Source organism: uncultured Roseibium sp. (genome assembly GCF_947496995.1).
GTDB lineage: Bacteria > Pseudomonadota > Alphaproteobacteria > Rhizobiales > Stappiaceae > Roseibium.
This window is the reverse complement of record NZ_CANMFD010000001.1, coordinates 1,098,033-1,118,712: the sequence shown is the minus strand read 5'-3', so window position 1 is coordinate 1,118,712 and position 20,680 is coordinate 1,098,033. Positions and strand designations below refer to the sequence as shown.

21 protein-coding genes and 1 riboswitch are annotated in these 20,680 nt (G+C 60.8%); of the genes, 11 read left to right on the top strand and 10 right to left on the bottom strand.

Going from position 1 to position 20,680, the window contains the following annotated elements; all coding sequences use genetic code 11:
• The first annotated feature begins 40 nt into the window (after positions 1-40).
• From Q1B40_RS05040 to Q1B40_RS05030, 3 genes are read left to right on the top strand one after another with little or no spacing between them, the layout of a single operon-like run.
• A complete protein-coding gene (locus Q1B40_RS05040) occupies positions 41-1,054 on the top strand; it encodes an efflux RND transporter periplasmic adaptor subunit (protein WP_299810933.1) in 1,014 nt (337 codons plus the stop codon).
• Positions 1,051-2,289: an ABC transporter permease gene (locus Q1B40_RS05035; RefSeq protein ID WP_299810931.1), complete on the top strand. Its 1,239-nt coding sequence runs from the start codon at positions 1,051-1,053 to the stop codon at positions 2,287-2,289. Before Q1B40_RS05040 ends, Q1B40_RS05035 begins: the two co-directional genes overlap by 4 nt.
• Complete coding sequence (locus tag Q1B40_RS05030; protein WP_299810928.1) at positions 2,286-3,005, top strand: ABC transporter ATP-binding protein; 720 nt, start codon at positions 2,286-2,288, stop codon at positions 3,003-3,005. The genes Q1B40_RS05035 and Q1B40_RS05030 overlap by 4 nt, the downstream gene beginning before the upstream one ends.
• Before the next feature lie 46 nt (positions 3,006-3,051).
• Here Q1B40_RS05030 and Q1B40_RS05025 read toward each other — a convergent pair whose 3' ends face one another.
• Complete coding sequence (locus Q1B40_RS05025; protein WP_299810925.1) at positions 3,052-3,807, bottom strand: YoaK family protein; 756 nt, start codon at positions 3,805-3,807, stop codon at positions 3,052-3,054.
• A gap of 137 nt (positions 3,808-3,944) precedes the next feature.
• Positions 3,945-4,070, top strand: a riboswitch (SAM-I-IV-variant riboswitch).
• Between the two features lie 41 nt (positions 4,071-4,111).
• Here Q1B40_RS05025 and Q1B40_RS05020 point away from each other — a divergent pair.
• Positions 4,112-4,396, top strand: a complete 285-nt coding sequence (locus Q1B40_RS05020) for a hypothetical protein (protein WP_299810922.1) — start codon at positions 4,112-4,114, stop codon at positions 4,394-4,396.
• 5 nt (positions 4,397-4,401) lie between these two features.
• On the opposite strand, the gene Q1B40_RS05015 is transcribed toward Q1B40_RS05020, so the two are convergent.
• A complete protein-coding gene (locus Q1B40_RS05015) occupies positions 4,402-4,746 on the bottom strand; it encodes an acyl-CoA thioesterase (protein WP_299812535.1) in 345 nt (114 codons plus the stop codon).
• Positions 4,747-4,949: 203 nt separating this feature from the next.
• A complete protein-coding gene (locus tag Q1B40_RS05010) occupies positions 4,950-5,465 on the bottom strand; it encodes a group III truncated hemoglobin (protein WP_299810919.1) in 516 nt (171 codons plus the stop codon).
• Between the two features lie 83 nt (positions 5,466-5,548).
• Between Q1B40_RS05010 and Q1B40_RS05005 the strand changes: the two genes are divergently transcribed.
• Complete coding sequence (locus tag Q1B40_RS05005) at positions 5,549-5,992, top strand: Rrf2 family transcriptional regulator (protein ID WP_299810916.1); 444 nt, start codon at positions 5,549-5,551, stop codon at positions 5,990-5,992.
• Between the two features lie 8 nt (positions 5,993-6,000).
• Here the strand turns inward: Q1B40_RS05005 and Q1B40_RS05000 are convergent, their stop codons facing one another.
• The 5 genes from Q1B40_RS05000 to Q1B40_RS04980 form a co-directional block, all read right to left on the bottom strand.
• Positions 6,001-6,780 carry a hypothetical protein gene (locus tag Q1B40_RS05000; RefSeq protein WP_299810913.1) on the bottom strand — a complete coding sequence of 260 codons (780 nt, stop codon included), beginning with the start codon at positions 6,778-6,780 and terminating at the stop codon, positions 6,001-6,003.
• Positions 6,781-6,878: 98 nt separating this feature from the next.
• Positions 6,879-7,568: a Crp/Fnr family transcriptional regulator gene (locus Q1B40_RS04995; RefSeq protein ID WP_103221199.1), complete on the bottom strand. Its 690-nt coding sequence runs from the start codon at positions 7,566-7,568 to the stop codon at positions 6,879-6,881.
• 349 nt (positions 7,569-7,917) lie between these two features.
• Complete coding sequence (locus Q1B40_RS04990; protein ID WP_299810908.1) at positions 7,918-8,715, bottom strand: ChbG/HpnK family deacetylase; 798 nt, start codon at positions 8,713-8,715, stop codon at positions 7,918-7,920.
• Between the two features lie 109 nt (positions 8,716-8,824).
• Positions 8,825-10,324, bottom strand: coding sequence for a glycosyltransferase family 39 protein (locus Q1B40_RS04985; protein ID WP_299810905.1), 1,500 nt, complete (start codon positions 10,322-10,324; stop codon positions 8,825-8,827).
• A gap of 10 nt (positions 10,325-10,334) precedes the next feature.
• Complete coding sequence (locus tag Q1B40_RS04980; protein ID WP_299812533.1) at positions 10,335-11,468, bottom strand: glycosyltransferase family 2 protein; 1,134 nt, start codon at positions 11,466-11,468, stop codon at positions 10,335-10,337.
• Positions 11,469-11,933: 465 nt separating this feature from the next.
• Here Q1B40_RS04980 and hisS point away from each other — a divergent pair, with 465 nt between their 5' ends.
• Genes hisS through hisG form a run of 3 tightly spaced genes read left to right on the top strand, consistent with a single transcriptional unit; the run spans position 11,934 to position 15,527 of the window.
• A complete protein-coding gene (gene hisS, locus Q1B40_RS04975) occupies positions 11,934-13,400 on the top strand; it encodes a histidine--tRNA ligase (RefSeq protein WP_299810902.1) in 1,467 nt (488 codons plus the stop codon).
• Between the two features lie 3 nt (positions 13,401-13,403).
• Positions 13,404-14,555, top strand: a complete 1,152-nt coding sequence (locus tag Q1B40_RS04970; RefSeq protein WP_299810899.1) for an ATP phosphoribosyltransferase regulatory subunit — start codon at positions 13,404-13,406, stop codon at positions 14,553-14,555.
• A 3-nt stretch (positions 14,556-14,558) separates the two neighbouring features.
• Positions 14,559-15,527 carry an ATP phosphoribosyltransferase gene (gene hisG, locus Q1B40_RS04965; protein WP_299810896.1) on the top strand — a complete coding sequence of 323 codons (969 nt, stop codon included), beginning with the start codon at positions 14,559-14,561 and terminating at the stop codon, positions 15,525-15,527.
• A gap of 39 nt (positions 15,528-15,566) precedes the next feature.
• Here the strand turns inward: hisG and Q1B40_RS04960 are convergent, their stop codons facing one another.
• Positions 15,567-16,241, bottom strand: a complete 675-nt coding sequence (locus Q1B40_RS04960; RefSeq protein ID WP_299810893.1) for a DNA-3-methyladenine glycosylase I — start codon at positions 16,239-16,241, stop codon at positions 15,567-15,569.
• 145 nt (positions 16,242-16,386) lie between these two features.
• Complete coding sequence (locus Q1B40_RS04955) at positions 16,387-17,094, bottom strand: protein phosphatase CheZ (protein WP_299810890.1); 708 nt, start codon at positions 17,092-17,094, stop codon at positions 16,387-16,389.
• 385 nt (positions 17,095-17,479) lie between these two features.
• Between Q1B40_RS04955 and Q1B40_RS04950 the strand changes: the two genes are divergently transcribed.
• The 3 genes from Q1B40_RS04950 to clcA all read left to right on the top strand — a co-directional run bounded on the left by Q1B40_RS04950 (position 17,480) and on the right by clcA (position 20,673).
• Complete coding sequence (locus Q1B40_RS04950; RefSeq protein ID WP_299810887.1) at positions 17,480-18,136, top strand: DUF2927 domain-containing protein; 657 nt, start codon at positions 17,480-17,482, stop codon at positions 18,134-18,136.
• 250 nt (positions 18,137-18,386) lie between these two features.
• Positions 18,387-19,142 (top strand): L,D-transpeptidase, encoded by a 756-nt coding sequence (locus Q1B40_RS04945; RefSeq protein ID WP_299810884.1) that lies wholly within the window; start codon positions 18,387-18,389, stop codon positions 19,140-19,142.
• 172 nt (positions 19,143-19,314) lie between these two features.
• Entirely contained in the window at positions 19,315-20,673 is a 1,359-nt protein-coding gene (clcA, locus tag Q1B40_RS04940; protein WP_299810881.1) for a H(+)/Cl(-) exchange transporter ClcA, read from the top strand.
• Positions 20,674-20,680: the final 7 nt, after the last annotated feature.

The window sequence follows — 20,680 nt, the reverse complement described above, 5'->3', positions numbered from 1 at the left end:
GGACGCGGTAGTCTGTGCCCGAATCTTGCACAGGTGCTACATGCGATTGATACGTTATCTGCTTCTGCTCTGCGCCCTCGCTGCGGTGATTGCCGGCGGCTACTGGTGGTCGCTGCGCCCGCCGGAGGTGAATGTGGTTCATCCCTACAGGGGACGAGCCGCAGAAGTCGTTTATGCAACCGCCGTTGTCGAGCCGGTCCGCTGGGCGAAGGTCACCAGCATCGTCCGGGAGCGGATCATCTCGCTGTGTGGCTGCGAGGGCATGAAGGTGACCAAGGGCGACGGGCTGGCGGAACTCGACAGCGGCGACGCCCGGGCGACGCTTGCCGAGCTGGAAGCCCGGCAGGACCTGGCCCGCTCCGAGCGCGACCGCGCCCTTCAGCTTCTGGAACGGCGGGTGGTCAGCCAGCAGATCTATGACAGGGCGCAGAGCGAACTGATCCGCATCAACGCCATCATCGCCGCCCAGAAGGAACGCCTCCGGGACTATAGCATCGTCGCTCCGATGGACGGTGTGGTCCTCAGGCAGGACGGGTCGGTCGGGGAAGTGGCCGAGCCCGGAGAGATCCTGTTCTGGATCGGTCAGCCGAAACCTCTGCAACTGGTCGCCGAGGTGAACGAAGAAGACATTCCCAAGGTGACGGAAGGCCAGAAGGCGCTGATCCTCGCCGATGCCTTTCCGGACGAGGAACTGAGCGCGACGGTCGGCCGGATCACACCCAAGGGCGATCCCGTCCTCAAGAACTACAGGGTCTACCTCGATCTGCCGGACGATACGCCCCTGCGCATCGGCATGACCGCAGAAATCAACATCGTCACGCGCGAGAATGACAACAGCCTCCTGTTGCCGCCAGCCGCCTTCAACGGCTCGAAAGTGCAAGTGGTGGACGCGGAGAACCGGGTTACCTTCATTGAGGTCAAGACCGGCATCAAGGGGACCCGGGCCATCGAAGTGCTTGACGGCCTCGCGGAGGACAGCCGTGTGGCGTTCCCTTACCAGAGCGACCTGGCCGAGGGCCAGAAAGTCGTGCCGGAGGCCGGAGGCGAGCGATGATGCTGCTGTTGCGGATCGCGGCGACCCATATCAGGAACCGGATGCGGCAGACGGTGGTCTCGGTTCTCGGGGTGGCGCTGGGGGTCGGTTTCTCGGTTGCCATGGCCGGCCTCATGGAGGGGTCGCAGCGCGATTTCACCACAACCCTGATCGACGCCATACCGCATGTGGAGATCGTCGACGAACAGCGCGCACCCGCCGAACAGCCGGCCAGTACGGCCTACGACGCCGTCGCCTATTTCGGGCTGCGGCCGAAAGAAGACCTGCGCGGCATCCGCAACCCGACGGAGGCGCTGGCGGCGCTGCGGGACTGGGTACAGGGAAAACTAGCCCAAAGGCTGAGCGGACAGGCGGTGCTGCGCTACAGCGGCCAGGACATCGGTATGACCCTGATGGGTGTCGACCCGAAGCGCGAACTCAGCGTCTCCAAGATCAGGGAAGACATGCGCGAGGGCTCCTTCGAGGATCTGGGAACCACGGCGAACGGGCTTGTCATCGGCGACAAGGCGACCGAACGGTTGGGGGCGGATGTCGGCGATACCGTGACGCTGACCTCGGCAAGCGGCGTGGCGAAACGGTTCAAGATTGTCGGGCTGTTTCATACCGGCATCACGACAAGCGACGAAAGTCTGGCCTATGCGCCGCTGAAAGCGGTGCAGATCCTTCTGGAAAAGCCCAATGTCATCAACAGCATCGCCATACGGCTCGACACCATCGCCCAGGCCAACGAGGTCGCCGCCCGGGCCGAGCGGCAGCTCGGCTACAAGGCGGTTTCCTGGGAGGAAGCCAATGAAGGGCTGATGGAGGCGTTTTTCGTGCGAAACGTCATCATGTATACCGTCGTCGGCGCCATTCTGGTCGTCGCCGGCTTCGGCATCTTCAACATCGTGTCGACGATCGTCCACGAAAAGGCCCGCGACATCGCCATTCTCAAGTCGCTTGGATTTCCCGAATCCGACATCCAGCAGATCTTTGTCCTTGAAGGGCTCGTCATCGGCATTCTGGGTGCCGTGGCCGGATCCGCGCTCGGTTTCGGGCTCTCAAGCTACATGGCGACCATCCGCTTCGAGTTTACCCAGGACGTGGAGATGACGCATCTGCCAATCTATTTTTCCTGGACCCATTACATCATCGCCTGCCTGCTCGCTCTCTTTTCCTCCGGGATCGCCGGCTATATTCCGGCGCGCAAGGCGGCCCGGCTCAATCCGGTTGATATCATAAGGGGGGCGACATGAGCCTTCCCGCAGAGGTTCCTGCAGAAACGTCCGCGCTTGTGGAAGCCAGGGACCTGACGCGCATTCTTCCAGCGGTGGTTCCGGTCACTCTCGTGAAAGATGTCAGCTTCAGGATCGGCAGGTCGGAGTTCGTGGCGATCACCGGGCCGTCCGGGTCCGGCAAATCCTCTCTGCTCTACCTGCTTGGCCTGCTTGACCGGCCGACATCGGGTCAGGTGTTCATCGGCGGGGCGCGGACGGACGATCTGTCCCCGGCGGAGATGGCGCATATGCGCCTTGAAAAACTCGGCTTCGTCTTCCAGTTCCATTTTCTGCTGCCCGAATTCACCACTCTGGAAAACGTGATGATCCCGATGCAGAAGCTCGGCAAGCTTTCCGCCGGGGATCAACTGGACCATGCAACGGCGCTGCTTGCCGATCTCGGGCTGGAGGACTTCCTGCACCGGCGTCCGGCCCAGCTCTCCGGCGGCCAGCGCCAGCGGGTGGCCGTCGCGCGAGCGCTGGCGAATTCGCCCGACCTGATCCTGGCCGACGAACCGACCGGTAGCCTTGACTCGGTCGCGACGGAACAGGTCTTCGACAGCTTGCGGAAAATCGTCGAGACGCAGAAGACCACCGTGGTGGCAGTCACCCATGACATGGATCTCGCAGCCCGCATGGAACGGCGCATTCACCTGGTGGACGGGCGTATCGACTGGGACCGGCAACAGGGGTGAGACCTCGAACCTGCCGGGTTAATCAGCGTAGGCGCGCCGGGAGACGCTATCCGGTGGCGGTCGGAATTCCTCCAGCTGCGTCCTTATCGGCGTTTCCTTCATCGTCGAGGCCTTCGAGAACAGACGGCAGGACGGCGAGCAGAAGCAGCACCGTCACCGGAATGGCAAGGACCCAGAAGCCGAAATACCCGAACAGGAAACTGGCCAGCAGACCGCCTACGGCGAAAGCGGAGATGACCAGCGTCTGGTGAATGACAATCTCTCGGCTGCCGGTACGGCTTTCCGGATGGGCGAAATAATCGGCAAGGCCCAAGACGAGTTTCAGCGAATTTCCCGTCATCATGGTGGTCGGCACGTGGTGGTTCAAGATGGTCAGCATGATCACATTCTGAAGCGTCATGGCGATAGTGGACAGCCCGACCGCGACGAGTGTGACCGGCGCAAGCGGCCCGGACCCGGACGGATCGCCAAGCCCGGCGACCAGCATGAAGGCCGCCACGATGCAGGCTTCGAGCGCGAAAAGATGGCCGATGGCGACTTTCTTGCGCCGGATCAGCCGCGTCACCACGACATACCAGAACAGCGTGAAGACGAGAAATGTCACCAACACGAACACCTTGAGGAGCGCATTTTCGCTCTGGTGGAACACTTCCACGCACAGCACGACCAGCGTTCCGGAAATGAAGGCCGTGAAGGTGTGGAAGAGGCCGATGATGCAGACCACATCGACAAAACAGGCGCAAAAGGCGAGCAGGACCGGCACGAGAGAGTGGCTGCGGTACGAGGGTGAGGTGTCCGACACGGGTCTCTTTGCTTTCGTTTCAAACCGGCTTGCAGATCGGCGGTCCATACGCCGTGGTTTCCCTTACGAGAAGTGCCATGACTTCCCGCAGTTGCCAAGAGCCCCCTTGTCAGACGCCGGAAGTCATGACATAAGCGCCCCATCATCAAGAGAAGGGCTGGCGCCCTCGCCAACCTGCCTTACCGGGCAAGGTGGTTTCCGCAAACAGGGATGCGGCCGGGCTGACTCTCAAGAGAGGCTGACCGGCAACTAAGCGGTTTTCTTTCATGCGCCAGTCCTCCTCGGGCAACCGATGGAGGATTTTTTGTCTCAACAGCCTTTTGCCGGACGTGCGGCAGATCTGATCGCCGGCCATTCACCTTGTGAACCTGCCGATACGAAAATCTGGGAACAGGCAGCTGAAGACTGCGTTCTGGCGCGCATCAGGTCCATGCGTCTCATTGGCGGAATTCGGCGTCGCAAGGCCCCGCTGGCACCGGAAGAACGGATCCAGCGTCTGACGGACCTGCTGCGGTTCTGGGCCAATGGCTGCACCTGTGCGGTGGACGAGGATCTTGTTGCCGACATCGTCCACCGGCAGCGGCGGTAATTCGTTCAGAGCTCTTTGGGCACCGGGCGCGGCTTGCCGCTGTCATCGACGGCGACCATGGTGAACACCGCCTCGGTGACCTTTTCCCGATGACCGTAGCGGTGGCGCAGGGCCCAGCAGACCAGCTTGATCTCCATGGACGAGTTTCCGACGCGGATGACTTCGGCGTAGACACACAGAACGTCGCCGACCTGGACGGGGCGGATGAATTTCATCTTGTCGACCGCGATGGTGACCACGCGCCCCTGGGCTCTTTGTCCCGCGGCAATGCCGCCCGCCAGATCCATCTGCGACAGCACCCAGCCGCCGAAAATGTCGCCGGAGGCGTTGGTGTCGGATGGCATCGCCATGGTCCGCAGTGTCAGTTCGCCGGTCGGCTTGTCTTCGCTCACGCCTGAACTCCCCGTTTTGCAATTCGTCCTTGAAGACTAACGGCAGGCGTGAAGATCACAAGACTAGTCAGGTCATTCGGTGCAGCAGAAGTGCCATGATCCACAGCGGGAGGGGCACCGTTCAGTAGACACCGCCAGAAACGTCCGCCAAAAAACGCAGGTTACCGGCTTGATCCGCCCCATTCGCTGGTTGTCACGGAAAGCTCGGGCGGCGGGGTGGCCGCTGCGAAACCGAAGGTCGCCAGCCAGAGGCTCTGGGCGATACGTTCGGCAACCATGATGATTTCGTCGGCAAGATCCGGGACAAAAAGCTCCCGCACGACCGGGCGGAACACTGTCAGCCATTCTCCGTAGTCGGAACTGACCAGTTCCTTCTGCTTCATATGGGCCGGAACGGGCTTTCCCTTGTAGGCTCCGTTCTTCAAAAGAACGGATTGCCAGAAGCTCTCCATTTTCAGGAGGTGCTCGTCCCACCGGCCTTCCAGGCGGCGCGAGAAGATCTCTCCAAGGCGCGGATGCTCGCGGATACAGCCGTAAAACGTTTGCACCATGACCCGGATGGAGGCCTCGTCGACGCTTTCATAACGCAGCAGCCGATCTCCCGCGTCGTCCGCAACCCGGTGCCGCCGGGAGACGGGAGCCTGATCGGATTTCGGACCGGAATTGCGCGGATTCATGATCGCCTCCAAACATTCATTTTAAATGCATCTTTTAAATCTCACATCGTCGCGTTAAAATCAACATATCATATGAATGTTTAATGGGTCCCCGCATGCGCCTCAGCCAGGCAAGCGACTTCGCCTTGAGAATCCTGATGGTGGCAGGCCAGTCCGACGATCCGCAAACGGTGGGTGGACTGACAGAACGGCTGGGCCTTGCCCACTCCCACGTCATGAAGATCGTCGCCCATCTGGCAAAGGGCGGCTATCTGGAGACCACCCGCGGCCGCGGCGGAGGCATAAGGCTGGCAAAAGAGCCGGCCGCCATCCGGATCGGCGATGTGGTCCGGCTGATGGAACCGGACCTCGGCGTGGTGGCCTGCCTGAAGCCCGAACCGACAACCTGTGCTTTCCTGCCCCGCTGCGCGCTGAAAGGCGCCATGGCGCGGGCCGCGGAGGCGTTTATCGACAGCCTCAACACGCAGACGCTGGAAACCATCTTGGCAGGAACGCAGATAGCTTCAATGCCGGAGGTGAGAAAATAAAGCCGAAATTATCGCGAAAGCTGCAATTCGCAGACATTCACCGACAGGGTCTTTCCACCCTTGACCAGTTTCAAGACACAAAGACCAATTTCCAGAAGCGCTTCAGTCGAGCTGTTTTGGTCCCCTGATATCTTGTCTTCAAAAGCCGTCAGGCAGTCCGCATGCTGCCGATCCCGGCACGCCTCGTCTCCGGTGAACTCATACATCCATTCAAATTCATCCTCGCGAACGGATTGAAACGTTTCGCTCAGCAGACTTGAATAAGGTTCAAGTCCCTTCGAGAGCGCACCCGCCCGCGCAAGCTCTCTTGCCGCACGCACATGCTCCCTGGACGGAGTTTCCCCTCGCGGTTGCTGAAATTTCTGGAACGTCAATGATAGAGAAAGAAACTGGATGTCCGGATCGTCCTCATTGCAAAAAAGCGTAATGAGGTTGCGAAGCGTAATGTAGCGGCTCAGAAAAAGTTGTCGATCCGAAGCAGATTTCGTCTCCGCCATCAGAAGGGCGAACTCAAGCCTGTTCAGATTTATGACCCCCTCAGGCCTGAAGTCGCGAAGAAATGCGCTTGCCTCTTCCGCCTCGCCTGAAGCGTTTTCAAGTCCGGAAAGAAAGTCCAGATAGTTGGCAAGCTCCGGGCCGAACGGGTCCAGATCGCTGAGTTTCTTTCTTGTCTCTTCAAGTGTGTCGTCGGAATCCAAGATGTCCTGATAAGACTGTGTACTTTCGATCTCGTTACATGCCGCCGGCTGCGCAAGCACCGGGGACGACAGAGCTGGCAGGAGCAGCAAGAATAGGAATATTCCCAGTTTGCATGGACTTTTCTGGCCGCGAAGCCACCGGCGTGCCGTTTCAAGAGCGGAGAGGATAACTCCTCGCACTGTAACTCCTAAAGTGTTGATGCCTGCTGCAGAAATTCCACCTGCTCCAGGCAGTAATAGCCGGAAATCCGGCTGATCGTGCCGGAGCGTTTCCAGTCGTTCAGCACGCGGCTGACATTTTCACGCGCTGCGCCTGCCATATTGGCGATATCCGCCTGGCTGAGCTTGTAGTGGATCAGCACCCGGCCATTCTCCAGAGGCTTGCCGAAGGTTTCCGAAAGCTGCAGCAGCGCCTGGGCGACACGGCCCGGCAACGGCAGGAAGGAGCGCGCCGCCAGCACGTCGTTGGCATGGCGCAGGCGCTTGCCGACGATCGACAGCATATGCCGATAGACCGCGGGGTTCTCATCGGAAAACCTCTGGAAAGCAGCCTTGTCGATGAAAGCGACATGGGCCTCCTTCAGGGCAATGACCGTCGCCGAGCGCGGGCGGCCGTCGAGCAGCGCCAGTTCGCCGACAAGATCGCCCGGGCCGAGGACGGCCAGCAGCTGCTCGTCGCCGTCGACGGACAAAAGGGAGACCTTCAGCGAGCCCTCGAGCACCGCGTAACAACCGTTTCCCGGGTCGCCGTTTTCGAACAGGATCGTGCCCGAAGGCATCTTCATCGCTCTTGCAAGGCGCGACAGGCCGACCGCGAGCTCCGGATCAAGCCCCTCCAGCGAAAAGCTGTTTTTCAAAAAGTCCTTGATTTCCGTCACGCATTCCCCCTGCCAGCGAGCGCTGCCGTTCCGAACGTTCAGATATTAAAGCGCTTTGCATTCATATTGAACCATTTGAACGCAAAGCGCTCCAGGGTCCGGACCCATATCAATCAAAAAATGCAGTTAGCGCGATCCTGTGATGTCCATCACGTGCAATCAAGAAAAATATGCCTACATAGTTAGTCATGGAAGCGGGGTTGCCCCTCCCCCTTTCAGACCTCCACGAAAAACGGCTCTGTTCCCCGCAGAGCCGTTTTTTCGTTTCCGGTCATATTTTCAGACCCTGTCCTGGAACTGTCCGCGGACCTCGTAACACCAAACAGGCTCCGGTTCTCGCCGGCCGGCATCAGTTCAGGAAGACATCCTTCTGGTCCAGCGTCTGAAAGAAACGGTTGCTGGACAGAACTTCGTACTGGCATTCCCGTATGGCAATCTTCCTGCGCGGCTCATCCCGCCTCAGACGATCATCGGGCCTGCCGGGTATCGCGGCGACAAAACTGCGATCCGTCATCCCGTCGAAGTGATTGTGCAGAAGCCTCTGCAGTTCTTCGCTGTCGCTCGTTTCAGGCAAGGGATCGGCCCTGGGCAGCATCTGAAGATTGCAGGATCGGGCAAGGTGATTGAGCCGCAAGGCCTTCAAGCCGGAGCGCACCGGGGAAACCACCAGCGGCGGCACTTCGAAATCCGCGTGATCGATGGCCCTGAAGACGATGCGCGCCAGGGCGGTTCTGGCCAGAAGGCCTTCACGCACCGCGACGAAATCGGGCGGGCGCGCCATCAGGATGCTGTAGCGCACCAGTTGCGCATGGGCTTCCTCGAACAGGACCTCATCCGGCAGAAGCCTGAGGAGCGCGCGGCGCTGGAGTTTCGCCCGGCTGAACATGCGCTCGCCGTAGGCGTCCTGCATGCGCGCACTGACCGGAAACACCCGGTCGCCGCTGAAGGCCAGCGTCACGCCGAACAGCACCTTCTTGCCGACCTTCTCCGCGGTTTCCTGAAGCGGGCGGAATTCCCGTGGCCAGAGTTCGCTGGCAACGATCGCGCCGACGGCACTCAGGCGGCCCATCTCGACCAGCTCGCGCAGCGCGCGATCGACCCCAAACGCAAGGCCGTAGTCCAAAGCTCCAAGTGTGATCCGCTTCATGAATTTCCGCAGGCGAGTCGGAGAGATCTGAAAATGCGATATCTTCCCTGCGGCATTCGCTGCAGGTTTGCAAGTCTCTTCTCAGGAAGATGATATGTCTTTTGCCAGATTATCTGTACCGGATCGGCTCGAAGACCGGACCAATCCGGTCCTCGACCCTGTAGACTACAAGGTCTTCCAGCCGGACACCTTTCACTGTGCGCTCCAGCTCAGCGATTTTCTCCACGACCGCAAATGATTTCTCAAGCTCGCCTGCCTTGTCGCGCCGTCCCTCGGCCACATAGAGGCCGGGATTTGCGAACAAGGTCTCTTCAGGCGCAGGCTGCATCAGATAGCGGATGCGCTCAGTGAGCTGGAATACCGGCAGCCTGTCCTTCAGGAGGAAGTCCAACTGGCCGTTGAGCCCGTAGCTGGTCGTTGCGACAAAGGCTGCGTTTTCCCGCGCGGCGATCTCTTCGAGCTTCCGGCCGATTTCCGACCAGCCGCGCAATTGGAAGGTCGGATCCTTGCGGGCGAACTGTCCGGTGAGCGGCCATACGGCATGGATCTGCAGCAGAACCGAGAGCAGCAGGCCCAGGACCACGCCGCCGCAGGCGATCCCCCGCCAGACAGATCTGCCCTGCGGGAGTGACGCCACGAAGACCGCAGCCATCATCGCGAAGGCCGGAAACAGCGGTGCCGGCCAGTTGGCCTGAACGCGGGCATGCAGCGCGTGATAAAGCAGATAAACAAAGAACGGCAGCGTGGTGAGCAGAACCAGTGAGGCTGCGCTCTGCCGTTTGCGCAGGGCGCCGAACAGCCCTACCGCGCCGAATATTGCCGGGATCGCGATTAGCGGATTGATCAGGCCGATCAGCGCGCCGAGAAACTCGAAGATGTATTTCGCCGTGTAACCGCCATTGCCCGCCCGGCCGAACTGCTTGTAAAAGCTGGCCCATTCATGGGCATGGTTCCAGTAGAGAACCGGCGAGAAGCAGAAGAGCGCGATCAGGCCGCCGGCCCAGAGCTGCCAGCTGCGCCACCAGCGCCGCGCCTCTGGGACCCAGCACAGCCACAACACAATTCCCGCGCCGAGGAAAAGAACGGAATATTTGGACAACAGGCCGCAGCCCGCCATGAGGCCGGCCAACAGCCACCAGTTGGCGTTTCTGGAGACGGAGAGTTCGGCAAGCGCCCAAAGGCTGAGGCCCCAGAAGAAAACGGACGGTGCGTCGGGGGTCGCCAGAATGCCACCGATGCCGACCAGAAGACTGGCGTTGAGAAACAGTACCGCCCAACCGGCGACCCGTCGATCGAACAGAATGGCGGCAGTGCGCCAGAGCACCAGAGAGCCGATCACGCCGGAGACAATCACCATCGCCCGCACCGCGAACAGCGTATCGCCGAAAACGGCCTGTCCGGCAGAGATCCACCAGCCGATCATCGGCGGATGATCGTAATAACTCAGTGCCGGATAAAGCCCCCAGAGCCGGTAATAGGCTTCATCCTCGACGAAATGGGCATTGCCGGCCGCAAAGAGTTTCACGGCAGTCAGCAGGCCGACAATAACGGCCAGGCCGACCGGCCGCAGCACCGGAGGCAGGTCTTGCGTCTTTGCCAGGTCGGTCACATTGCCTCTTTTACGTTTTCCGCCAGGTCAGGGCGGAGCTGGCGGCATAATTCCAGACGGCCCCCATGATGGCACCGGCCGTGCCGGCGAACCACCAGTAGGCCGGGTCGGCGTAGACCAGATTGGCGACGCCGACATTTGCCAGCACGCCGACAGAACAGACGGCATAAAAGGTGAGAAGACCGATCAGCATCCGCACACCATGCAGGCGGCGGTCGCGATAGGTGAGCTGGTTGTTCAGGAAGAAGTTCGAGGTCATGGCAACGAATGAAGCCGCGGTCTGACCGAAATTGAATTCCATGCCCGAAACAAGAAACACGCGCAGCGCGGCCAGATGCACGATGAGACCGCTGGCGCCGACAAGACCGAACATCAGAAAGCGGACGGAGACGACGTTGCCGAAATACTTGGCGAGCAGCAGGCCGAAATAATCCAAGGTGACCAGACTGTCGAGCTTGCTCTCGCCATGCTGGCGTTCCCGGAAAGTGAACGGCAGTTCCTTGATCTTCAGCGTCCCGCCGGCACTGGAAACAAGATCGAGCAGGATCTTGAAACCCTGCGGCGACAGTTTCGGCGCAAGGGCTTCCGCTTTTTCCCGGCGGACCATGAAGAAGCCGCTCATCGGGTCCTTCAGGGTGACGTTGAGCAACTTCTGCGCCAGGCCGTTGGCGATGTCGGAGGCCCAGGCGCGGACAGTTGAAAGCCCCACGCCGGCGGTTCCGCCTTCGACCTTGCGGCTGGCGACCACCAGATCGGTGTCCGAGGCCCGCAATTCGGCCAGCATCTTCGGCAGCATGGTTTCGTCATGCTGCAGGTCCGCGTCCATCACCGCGACATAGGGGGCAGAGGAGGCCAGGATACCTTCCACGCAGGCGCCCGAAAGGCCCCTGCGGCCAATGCGGCGAATGACCCGCACACGCGGATCGCTCAAGGCAATCGTGCGTGCAACTTCGGTGGTGCCGTCCGGAGAATTGTCATCGACGACAATCGCCTCCCAGGCGATGCCGGCAAGGGCGGTGTCGAGGAGCCCGACAAGGATCGGGATATTGGCGGCTTCGTTGAAGCTCGGCAGGATTACACTGAGTTCGGCAGCTTTTGCCACCGGTCCCCGGCCGGCCGGCATTCCGCTTTCTCCAGCATCCATTTCAGCCATGCGCACAGCTTCGTCCATTGCCAACCCTTATCCACTCGCTTGCAGCCAACCCCGGCTTTCCAGCCACAATTCGCGCGGACCATAGCCTGCTAGTTCTTAAATACAAGAAAACACCGGGTCCTTTTAAGCCGAACTGCGCTGCAAACAAGGCCCCGGCTTCGCTTTCGGCCTTGCCTTCCCGGTCCGGGCTTCAAAAACCCACGCGGTTCGGCTCCCTCTTTGCCGCCCCGGCCCTGAGCCGGGGTCCCTTCAAATCGGCGTGGAGGTCCCGGCTCAAGGCCGGGACAGCTGCAGGTCAGCTCTAGAGGGGGATACACGGAAACCAGCCGCGCATGCTTCACCTCCTTGCTCTCAGTCCCTGTTTCGTCTAGGAAAACCGCAACATGCACACTGCCGGGCGCCCGGTCCTTTTTCGCGCGCGCACGGCATGGAACCTGCCAGGACCTGTTAGACTTCATGGCCAAAAAACCAAACAAACTGAAGGCGCGCCTGCCGCGCGGCTTCGTTGACCGCTCTACCGAGGACATCCGCGCCACCGACGAGATGCTTTCCCGGATCCGCGCCGTCTACGAGCAGTACGGCTTCGACCCCGTGGAAACGCCGGCCTTCGAATATACGGATTGCCTCGGCAAGTTCCTGCCGGACACCGACCGCCCGAACGCGGGTGTCTTTTCCGTGCAGGACGACGACGAGCAGTGGATGAGCCTGCGTTACGACCTGACGGCACCGCTCGCCCGTCATGTGTCGGAGAACATCAACGAGATCCAGCTTCCCTATCGCACCTACCGGGCCGGATGGGTGTTCCGCAACGAAAAGCCGGGACCTGGCCGCTTCCGCCAGTTCATGCAGTTCGACGCCGATACGGTCGGCGCGCCGGGCGTTCAGGCGGACGCGGAGATGTGCATGATGATGGCCGACACCATGGAAGCCCTCGGCATTCCGCGCGGGCAATACGTCATCCGTGTGAACAACCGCAAGGTTCTGGATGGTGTTCTGGAATCGATCGGTCTCGGTGGTGAAGATCAGGCGGAGCGCCGGCTGGTCGTCCTCAGGGCCATCGACAAGCTCGACAAGTTCGGCGTCGAAGGCGTGCGATTGCTTCTGGGCGAAGGGCGCAAGGACGAGAGCGGCGACTTCACCAAGGGTGCTGGGCTGGAAGATCCCGCGATTGAGAATATCGTCGCGTTCATTTCCGGAACCGGCTCTCCTGAAAATGAGGGCTTTGCGGAACTGAGTGCCATGGCCTCGATCTTCGCCTCCTGCGGCTACGGCGAAGACCGCATCAAGATCGACCCCTCCGTCGTCCGAGGCCTCGAGTATTACACCGGCCCCGTCTACGAGGCAGAACTGCTGTTCGACGTGACCAACGAAAAGGGCGAAGTGGTCCAGTTCGGCTCCGTCGGTGGCGGTGGGCGTTTTGACGGGCTGGTCAAGCGCTTCACAGGCCGCGACGTTCCCGCCACCGGCTTTTCCATCGGTGTCTCGCGCCTGATGACGGCGCTGAAGAACCTCGGCAAGCTGGACACCGCCGATGTGACAGCGCCCGTACTGGTCACCGTGATGGACGGCGACGTGGTAGCCCTCGGGCGCTATCAGAAGATGGCGCAGGACCTGCGCAATGCCGGCGTCCGGGCGGAAATGTACCAGGGCAACTGGAAGAAGTTCGGCAATCAGCTCAAATATGCCGACCGGCGCGGCTGCCCGATCGCGATCATTCAGGGGTCGGACGAACGGGACGCCGGCGAGATCCAGATCAAGGATCTGATCGAAGGCAAACGCCTGTCCGAGGAAATCACCGACAACGTCACCTGGCGCGAAAGCCGCCCGGCGCAGATTACCGTCAAGGAGGCGGACCTGCTGACGGCGGTCAAGGGCATTCTGGAGAGCCACGCCGAGGATCGCAAACGGGCGAGTGAGGGCTGAGCGATGACGGCAGCACAGACAAGCGGGCTGGACCCGGCGAAGATCGACGCGGTTCTGGAGCGGTTCACCGCGGAGGGCCATACTTTGGTCAGCCCGCCGATCCTGCAGCCGGCAGACGTCTTTCTGGACCTGACCGGCGAGGACATCCGCCGCCGTCTTTTCCTGACCAGCGGCACGGACGGTGCCGAGCTGTGCCTCAGGCCCGACTTCACCATCCCGGTCTGCCGTCATCACCTGGCGCGCGCTGACGCGAAGCTGCCTGCCGCCTATTGTTACAACGGCCCGGTGTTCCGGCAGCGGGCGGACGGTCTCGGCGAAATTCCGCAGCTTGGTGCGGAAAGCCTCGGGCGAAGCGACACCGCACAAGCGGATGCGGATCTGCTGGCGCTTTCGGTCCGGGCTCTGGAGACATTCGGTCTGGACGATTGTTCCATCCGCATCGGCGACGAGACCCTGTTCGCCGCCATTCTGGAGGGCCTCGACCTTCCGGCCGTCTGGCGCCGGAGGCTGCGCGATCTGTTCGGCGAGACCGGCCGGCTTGCCGACGCCATCGGCCGGATGGCCGGCGGATCGGCCTCGAATGACGACAGCCGCGATGTGCGCCTCGGATTCCTGTCCGCGCTGGAAGGCGCCGACCCGGAAGCGGCCCATGCGGTTGTGGAGGATCTCCTGTCCATTGCCGGAATTTCCGCCGTCGGCGGCCGCACTCCCGGTGAAATTGCCGACCGGTTTCTGGAACAGGCTGCCCTTTCCAGCGGTGCGCGCGGCCACGACAAGGCTGCGGAGACGCTGAGTGCCTATCTCGCTCTCAAGTCGGACGCCGTTGCCGCGCCTGGCGTGCTGCGCGATTTCAGCAAGGAATACGGTCTCGGTCTCGATACGCCTCTGGCCGCCTTCGAGCAGCGTCTCGCAGCGCTCGACGCCGGCGGGATTGATCCATCCCGACTGAGTTTTGCCGCCGACTTCGGACGGCGCCTCGATTATTATTCCGGCTTCGTTTTCGAAATCCATGCAGCTTCCGGCACGGTCGAAGGACCGCTTGTCGGCGGTGGCCGCTACGACAAGCTGGTGACATTGCTGGGTTCGGAACAGGACGTTCCGGCCATCGGCTTTTCCATGTGGCTCGACCGCATTGCCTTGAGCGTGAAGGGCTGACCCATGAGCAAACTGATCATCGCCATTCCCTCCAAGGGACGCCTGCAGGAAAACACCCATGAGTTCTTCGGCCGCGCGGGCCTGAAGGTGGTGCAGCCGGGCGGCGCGCGCAATTATCGCGGTGCCATAAAGGGCCTCACCGATGTGGAGATTGCCTTTCTGTCCGCCTCCGAGATCGCCCGCGCGCTTGCCGACGGCACGGTTCATTTCGGCATTACCGGGCTCGACCTCGTGCATGAGAACATTACCGATCCGGAGAACTCGGTGCACATCGTCACGCCGCTCGGCTTCGGTTCGGCGGATGTGGTCGTCGCCGTGCCGAAAGCATGGATCGACGTGGAAACCATGGCGGATCTTTCCGACGTCGCCTCCGATTTCCGCAACCGCCACGGCCGCCGCCTCAGGGTCGCGACCAAATACGTCACGCTGACCCGGGCCTTCTTCGCCCGATATGGCATCGCCGATTACCGGATCGTGGAGAGCGCCGGTGCAACGGAAGGCGCTCCGGCTGCCGGCTCCGCGGAACTGATCGTCGATATCACCACCACCGGCGCAACGCTGCAGGCCAACAACCTGAAGATCCTGCCCGATGGCGTGATCCTGAAAAGCCAGGCCAATCTGGTCGCCTCTCTCAAGGCCGACTGGTCCGAGACCGCGCTTGCAGCGGCACGGGCCATTCTGGACCGGATTGCGGCCGAGGAAGCCGCCCGCGATGTCAAACTGGTCAAGGCTGTCGTCGATGACCGGACGCAAGCGCTCAGATCCGTAAGCCAGATTGGCGCGCTGCAGAGGTTTTCCGACGCTCCCGACGGCCATCATGTCAGCGTGCTGTGTCCGAAGGATGCCGTCGCCGACTGCGCCCAGCTGCTCATTCAGGAAGGCGCGGAGACGGTCACCGTGGAAACGCTCGACTATGTCTTCTCAAGAGAAAACCGCCTGTTCGCCCCACTGAAGGACAAGGTGGGCGGGTAGTTCTTTCAATGAGCCGGTAGGCTGAATAACCACTCTTTATCAGCCCGGCCTTTTGAAGTCCGCCCGCGCCTGTTCGATCCGGTCGCGGCAGCAGCAGCCCTCCAGGTGGTCGTTGACCATGCCCATGGATTGCATGAAGGCGTAGATGGTGGTGGGACCGACGAAGCTCCAGCCACGTTTTTTCAGGTCCTTGGAGAGCGCCGTGCTCTCTTCCGTCTTGCCGAGCGTTCTTGCCGTCGCGAAATCGAGTTTGTCCGGCCGGTTCTCCGGTTTGGGTTCGAAAGACCAGAAATAGGCGGCAAGCGTGCCGAATTCGGCTTTCAGCTCCAAGGCGCGTTTCGCGTTGTTGATGGTCGACTCGATTTTCCTGCGGTGGCGGACAATACCGGCATCCCCCAGACAGCGCTCGACATCGGCTTCGGTGAACGTGGCAACCGTCTCGAATTCAAAATTGGCGAAGGCCGCCCGGAAGGCGTCGCGCTTGCGCAGAATGGTCAGCCAGGAGAGGCCCGACTGGAAACCTTCCAGGCAAACCTTCTCGAAAAGGCGGCGGTCCTCGTCAACCGGCCAGCCCCATTCGGTGTCGTGATAGAGCCGGTAGTCCTCCAGGTTGCCGTGCCACCAGCACCGCAGCCGCCCATCGTTGCCGGCAAGCAGTCCCGTGACCGGATCGCGCTCCGCTTTCACCGTGCCGCCGCTGTCCTGTTCCGCCATGTACATGCCCTTTATTCACTCTTTGTTCTCCCGTTGGTAAGGTCGAAAGGATCGGAGCGCAAGGGCAAATGGTGTTGCGACCTCCCGGCCTGAAACCAAAAAACCCGGCACTTGGCCGGGTTTTTCGAAAACAGTTGGGAAGCTGTCAGGCAAACAGGGCGTCGATGTCGTCCTGGCTGGCAACGTCCACATCGTGGTCCAGCGACGGGCCGTTGAGCAGTGCCGCGTCGCCTTCCTTCTGCTCGCGTTCCTCGATCTCGATATCCTGGAAGCTTTCGATGCCGCCCCAGATATCCATCATCTGCGTGATCCTGTCTTCAACGAAGCGCAGGGTATTGACCACCTTGGTGATGCGCTGACCGGTCAGATCCTGGAAGTTGCAGGCCTCGAAAATATGAACGACCTTGTCCTGAATGTCGTTCGCCAGTTCCTGGTCCTGAGCATTAAGCCTGGCGGAAAGGGTGTTGGCGGTTTCGTCGATGAACTCGGCAGCGGTCAGAATGGATTCGGTCGCGCCCTCGGTACCGTCCACGACGGCATCCAGCTCGTTGGTTACGCGGGTCATCTCCTCGCCCTCGGAACCGGTCGTCTGGTGAAGTGTCGCGATTTCCTTCTTGGTCTGCGCGATCGCTTCATAGATTGCGTCGAGCTCGACCTTCAATTTGGCCGCTTCCGACATTTCCTTGCGAAACTCTGCCAGAACCGTAGCGCTCATGGCTTCCGGGTCCATTGCAGCCTGCTGCTGCCCTTCCCCGCTCTGGATCATGGATTTTACGCTTGCCAGTTCTGCCAGGAGCTCCTGGTGGCGGCGTTCTTCAGCAAAGGCGGGGCTGTCGGATACCCCGGAATTCATGCGTATCAAGCTTTCCGCTCGAAAGGATCTTTTCACCGCGGCCATGCCTACTCCCGTCGCGTGCCTGTCCAGGCGTATTCAATTCAAACTGTCCTGCACTTATAGCCGGGGAAGCTTAAAGAAATGTTTTTGAGATGCTTGCCGAAGACGGAGGGCCCTTTTGATCTTTGGTAACCGTTTCTTGGCTTCCCTCTTCGGGGACCATTGGTTATCCTCCCGCTGAATCAACGGAACAGCTCATCGCATGCTAAAGTCAGCCAAACTCTGCCGAATTCCAGGAGCTGACGGACCTTGCGCCACACGCGAAGGCGAATTGATCTGAATGCGAGTCCTGCGTTTTCTTTCGACGATCCTGTTTGCAGGATTTCTGTCTGCAGCTCCGGCAATGGCGGCGAATGATACTTTTACCACTGAAGAACTTCTCTATGGATTTGAAAAAACAGTATTCGGCCTGGAATACCGCAGCTGGAGCTGGCGTCCCTATCTGGTAAAAAAGTTTACCCGGCCGGTTTTATTTCAGGTTCACAATCTTTCTTCACGCGACCGGACACAGACAGTCCACCAGTTCGTGCGCGAAATCGACAAGCGGGTCGACGGACTGAAGACAGGTATCGCGCGCGATCCCGCCGAGGCGAATTTCGAGGTCTATGTGGTCGACCGCGCCCAGTATGAGCGTGTCGTCAAAACGGAAATCTACAAGAGCGAGCGTGCGAACGTTCCAGGACGTTGCCTGGTGCGCGTCGTCTCAGGCCGCGACGGTATCAAACGCTCTGCTGCGGTGATCGTTTCCGATGAAGGCGAATTCCTTTTCAAGCGATGCCTGGTGGAAGAAGTGCTGCAGGGCCTCGGGCCGATGAACGACGACGAGGATCTCACCCATTCAGTCTTTAACGATTCCTCGCGTCACAGCCGGTTCACCGTGTTCGACCAGCTCATTTTGAACATGCTTTACGATCCGCGTATCAAACCGGGCATGTCGTTGAAGCAGACCCGGGCAGTTTTGCCACTGGTGGTGCGCGACGCCCGGCGGCGGGTTCGTTAACCAAGGTCTTCGTGAAAGACCAAGGATTTCAACTTCGGCGATTTTGATTGCGTTTCCCCTCCCCCAGAGGAAAGTATTTCATTAAGACTGTTTCTCAACCAATAGATAACCATAAGGAAGAATTACCAAAATACACTGTACCGGATTCACTTTTGGAAGAGCGTGAACCCTTATCATCATTTCCAATCCGTTAATTGGCGACCCGAAAAGTCGCTAAACGTGGTCGATGACAAGTATCAAGAGTACAGCCATGTTCCATTTACGCATTGTTTCTTCCAAGTTACTGATCCTGGGCGGCACATTGTTATTCACTGCCGCGTTTTTCATTCCACAGGCGAATGCCGGACAGGTGTCTCCACCGCCGCTCGTCCTCAGTCCGAACCTCGCGGAACCCTGGGTGCTGCAATTGCAGCCGCGGGCCACCCGACGCGCCGCGCCTCCTGTTCAGCGGCGCCAGGTGATGCAGCCGCAGGTCCGCCGCGCCAACTGGTGGTCGCCCCGCCAGCAACCGGTGCGCCAGCAGCCGCAGCGCCAGGCCAGCGCACCGACGAGCCGCCAGACCGCACCGGAGTTCCTGCCGACGATCGTCGATTATGATGGCAAGCACAAACCGGGCACGATCGTGATCGACACGAACACCCGGCATCTCTATCTGGTGCAGAATGACGGCACCGCCCGGCGTTACGGCGTCGGCGTCGGCAAACCCGGTTTCGAGTGGGCCGGAACACACAAGATTACCCGCAAGGCCGAGTGGCCGGACTGGCGCCCGCCGGCAGAGATGCGCAAACGCCGTCCGGAATTGCCGACCTTCATGGCCGGCGGTCCGCAAAACCCGCTGGGCGCCCGCGCGCTCTATCTCGGATCGACGCTCTACCGTATCCACGGTTCCAATCAGCCCTGGACCATCGGTCACGCTGTATCTTCCGGCTGCATCCGCATGCGCAACGAGGATGTGATGGATCTCTACGAGCGGGTTGGCGTCGGCACCAAGGTCATCGTGATCTGAGCCGATCCGTCATCGGAGATCTTGCGACTTTGAGGAAACCGCGCGGTCTGCCGTGCGGTTTCCCTGATTATACCGAGCGAAGCCCTCACTTGCGGAGCTTCCTCTTTCCCTGCAATTTGTCGATACCGTCGACTCAATCGCCGCCCTTCCCCCGACAAAGCCGGTCCGAGGCATGACAGATCGTTTGAAACATTTTTCACCCGGACCGGATGCCACCTATTTCGCCAAGGCAGCTCTGGTCGGAGTGCTCGTCGGAATTATCGGCGCCGGGTTTCATTCCGGCGTGGAAATTCTGCTTGCGCAGTTCGCCGCACTCAGGACCTCTCTGGGCACCGGTGTGTTGCCCTACGTGGTGTCGATTGCGATCTCCGGCGCTGCGGTCGTCGGAGCGTTCTTTCTGGTCCAGCGAATAGCGCCCGAAGCTGCCGGCAGCGGCATTCAGGAAATCGAAGGCGCCATGGAGGACAAGCGACCCGTACGGTGGGCCAGAGTGCTGATCGCGAAGTTTTTCGGCGGGCTGCTGGCGCTCGGATCCGGCCTGGTGCTCGGCCGGGAGGGCCCGACCATTCACATGGGGGCGATGACGGCCGAAGCGCTTTCCAGATCGCAAGGGCTTTCGTCGTCCGATCACAAGGGACTTCTGGCAGCAGGCGCCGCCGCCGGTCTGGCCGCGGCCTTCAATGCGCCGCTGGCGGCAATCCTGTTCATCGTGGAGGAAACCAGACGACAGTTTCCGTTTGGCTACCGGACTTACATGGCCGTCATCATCGCCTCGATCCTGAGCGCGGCAGTCACGGTCAAGCTGACGCACATCGGCCCACCGCTGCTGGTCACGGTGTCCTATGTGCCGATCTGGAGCTTCTTCCTGCTCGGCCTTCTCGGCGTTTTTCTCGGCGCACTCGGCGTCTTCTTCAACTGGGCGCTGATCAAGGTCATGGACCTGTTCCAGACAATCCGGATCGGACTGCGCTGGCTGCCGGCGCTTGCCGTCGGCGGAGTCACCGGAGCTCTTCTGATCGCTCTCCCGGACGCGACCACCGGCGGTGAAGATCTGGTGCGCGGACTGATCACCTCCCATCAGGGTGTTTTGGTCCTGCTCCTGCTCACCTTGCTGCGTTTCGGCGGCGTGCTGTTTTCCTATGCCTCGGGCGTCCCCGGCGGGATCTTCGCACCGATGCTGTCCATCGCAACCTGCGCCGGGCTCGCCTTCGGTACGGGGGCGGCGGAACTCCTGCCCATTGTAGATGACGACTTCCGGGCCGCCTGCGCGGTGGCTGCCATGGGCGGTTTCTTCGCGGCCTCCGTGCGCGCACCGCTTGTCGGCGTCGTGCTGGTGATGGAACTGACGGGCGCCTACGCCCTGATCATGCCGGTTCTGGTGACCTGCACCACAGCATCCCTCACGGCGCACCACCTGGGCGGCCGGCCGATCTACGAGCAACTGCTGGAACGGACCTTGAGACTTGCAGGCCAGGAACCGGACAAGCAGCCCGAGGACACCCCGATACAACTGGGCACGCGCGAAGGCTGACCGGGAA

Coding starts and splice junctions, on each gene's coding strand:
- Q1B40_RS05040 (WP_299810933.1), top strand. CDS start 41: ATGCGATTGATACGTTATCTGCTTCTGCTCTGCGCCCTCGCTGCGGTG.
- Q1B40_RS05035 (WP_299810931.1), top strand. CDS start 1,051: ATGATGCTGCTGTTGCGGATCGCGGCGACCCATATCAGGAACCGGATG.
- Q1B40_RS05030 (WP_299810928.1), top strand. CDS start 2,286: ATGAGCCTTCCCGCAGAGGTTCCTGCAGAAACGTCCGCGCTTGTGGAA.
- Q1B40_RS05015 (WP_299812535.1), bottom strand. CDS start 4,746: ATGGCGATGCCATCCGACACCAACGCCTCCGGCGACATTTTCGGCGGC.
- Q1B40_RS05010 (WP_299810919.1), bottom strand. CDS start 5,465: ATGAATCCGCGCAATTCCGGTCCGAAATCCGATCAGGCTCCCGTCTCC.
- Q1B40_RS05005 (WP_299810916.1), top strand. CDS start 5,549: ATGGGTCCCCGCATGCGCCTCAGCCAGGCAAGCGACTTCGCCTTGAGA.
- Q1B40_RS04990 (WP_299810908.1), bottom strand. CDS start 8,715: ATGAAGCGGATCACACTTGGAGCTTTGGACTACGGCCTTGCGTTTGGG.
- Q1B40_RS04980 (WP_299812533.1), bottom strand. CDS start 11,468: ATGGATGCTGGAGAAAGCGGAATGCCGGCCGGCCGGGGACCGGTGGCA.
- hisS (WP_299810902.1), top strand. CDS start 11,934: ATGGCCAAAAAACCAAACAAACTGAAGGCGCGCCTGCCGCGCGGCTTC.
- Q1B40_RS04970 (WP_299810899.1), top strand. CDS start 13,404: ATGACGGCAGCACAGACAAGCGGGCTGGACCCGGCGAAGATCGACGCG.
- hisG (WP_299810896.1), top strand. CDS start 14,559: ATGAGCAAACTGATCATCGCCATTCCCTCCAAGGGACGCCTGCAGGAA.
- Q1B40_RS04960 (WP_299810893.1), bottom strand. CDS start 16,241: ATGGCGGAACAGGACAGCGGCGGCACGGTGAAAGCGGAGCGCGATCCG.
- Q1B40_RS04955 (WP_299810890.1), bottom strand. CDS start 17,094: ATGAATTCCGGGGTATCCGACAGCCCCGCCTTTGCTGAAGAACGCCGC.
- Q1B40_RS04950 (WP_299810887.1), top strand. CDS start 17,480: ATGGCGGCGAATGATACTTTTACCACTGAAGAACTTCTCTATGGATTT.
- Q1B40_RS04945 (WP_299810884.1), top strand. CDS start 18,387: ATGTTCCATTTACGCATTGTTTCTTCCAAGTTACTGATCCTGGGCGGC.
- clcA (WP_299810881.1), top strand. CDS start 19,315: ATGACAGATCGTTTGAAACATTTTTCACCCGGACCGGATGCCACCTAT.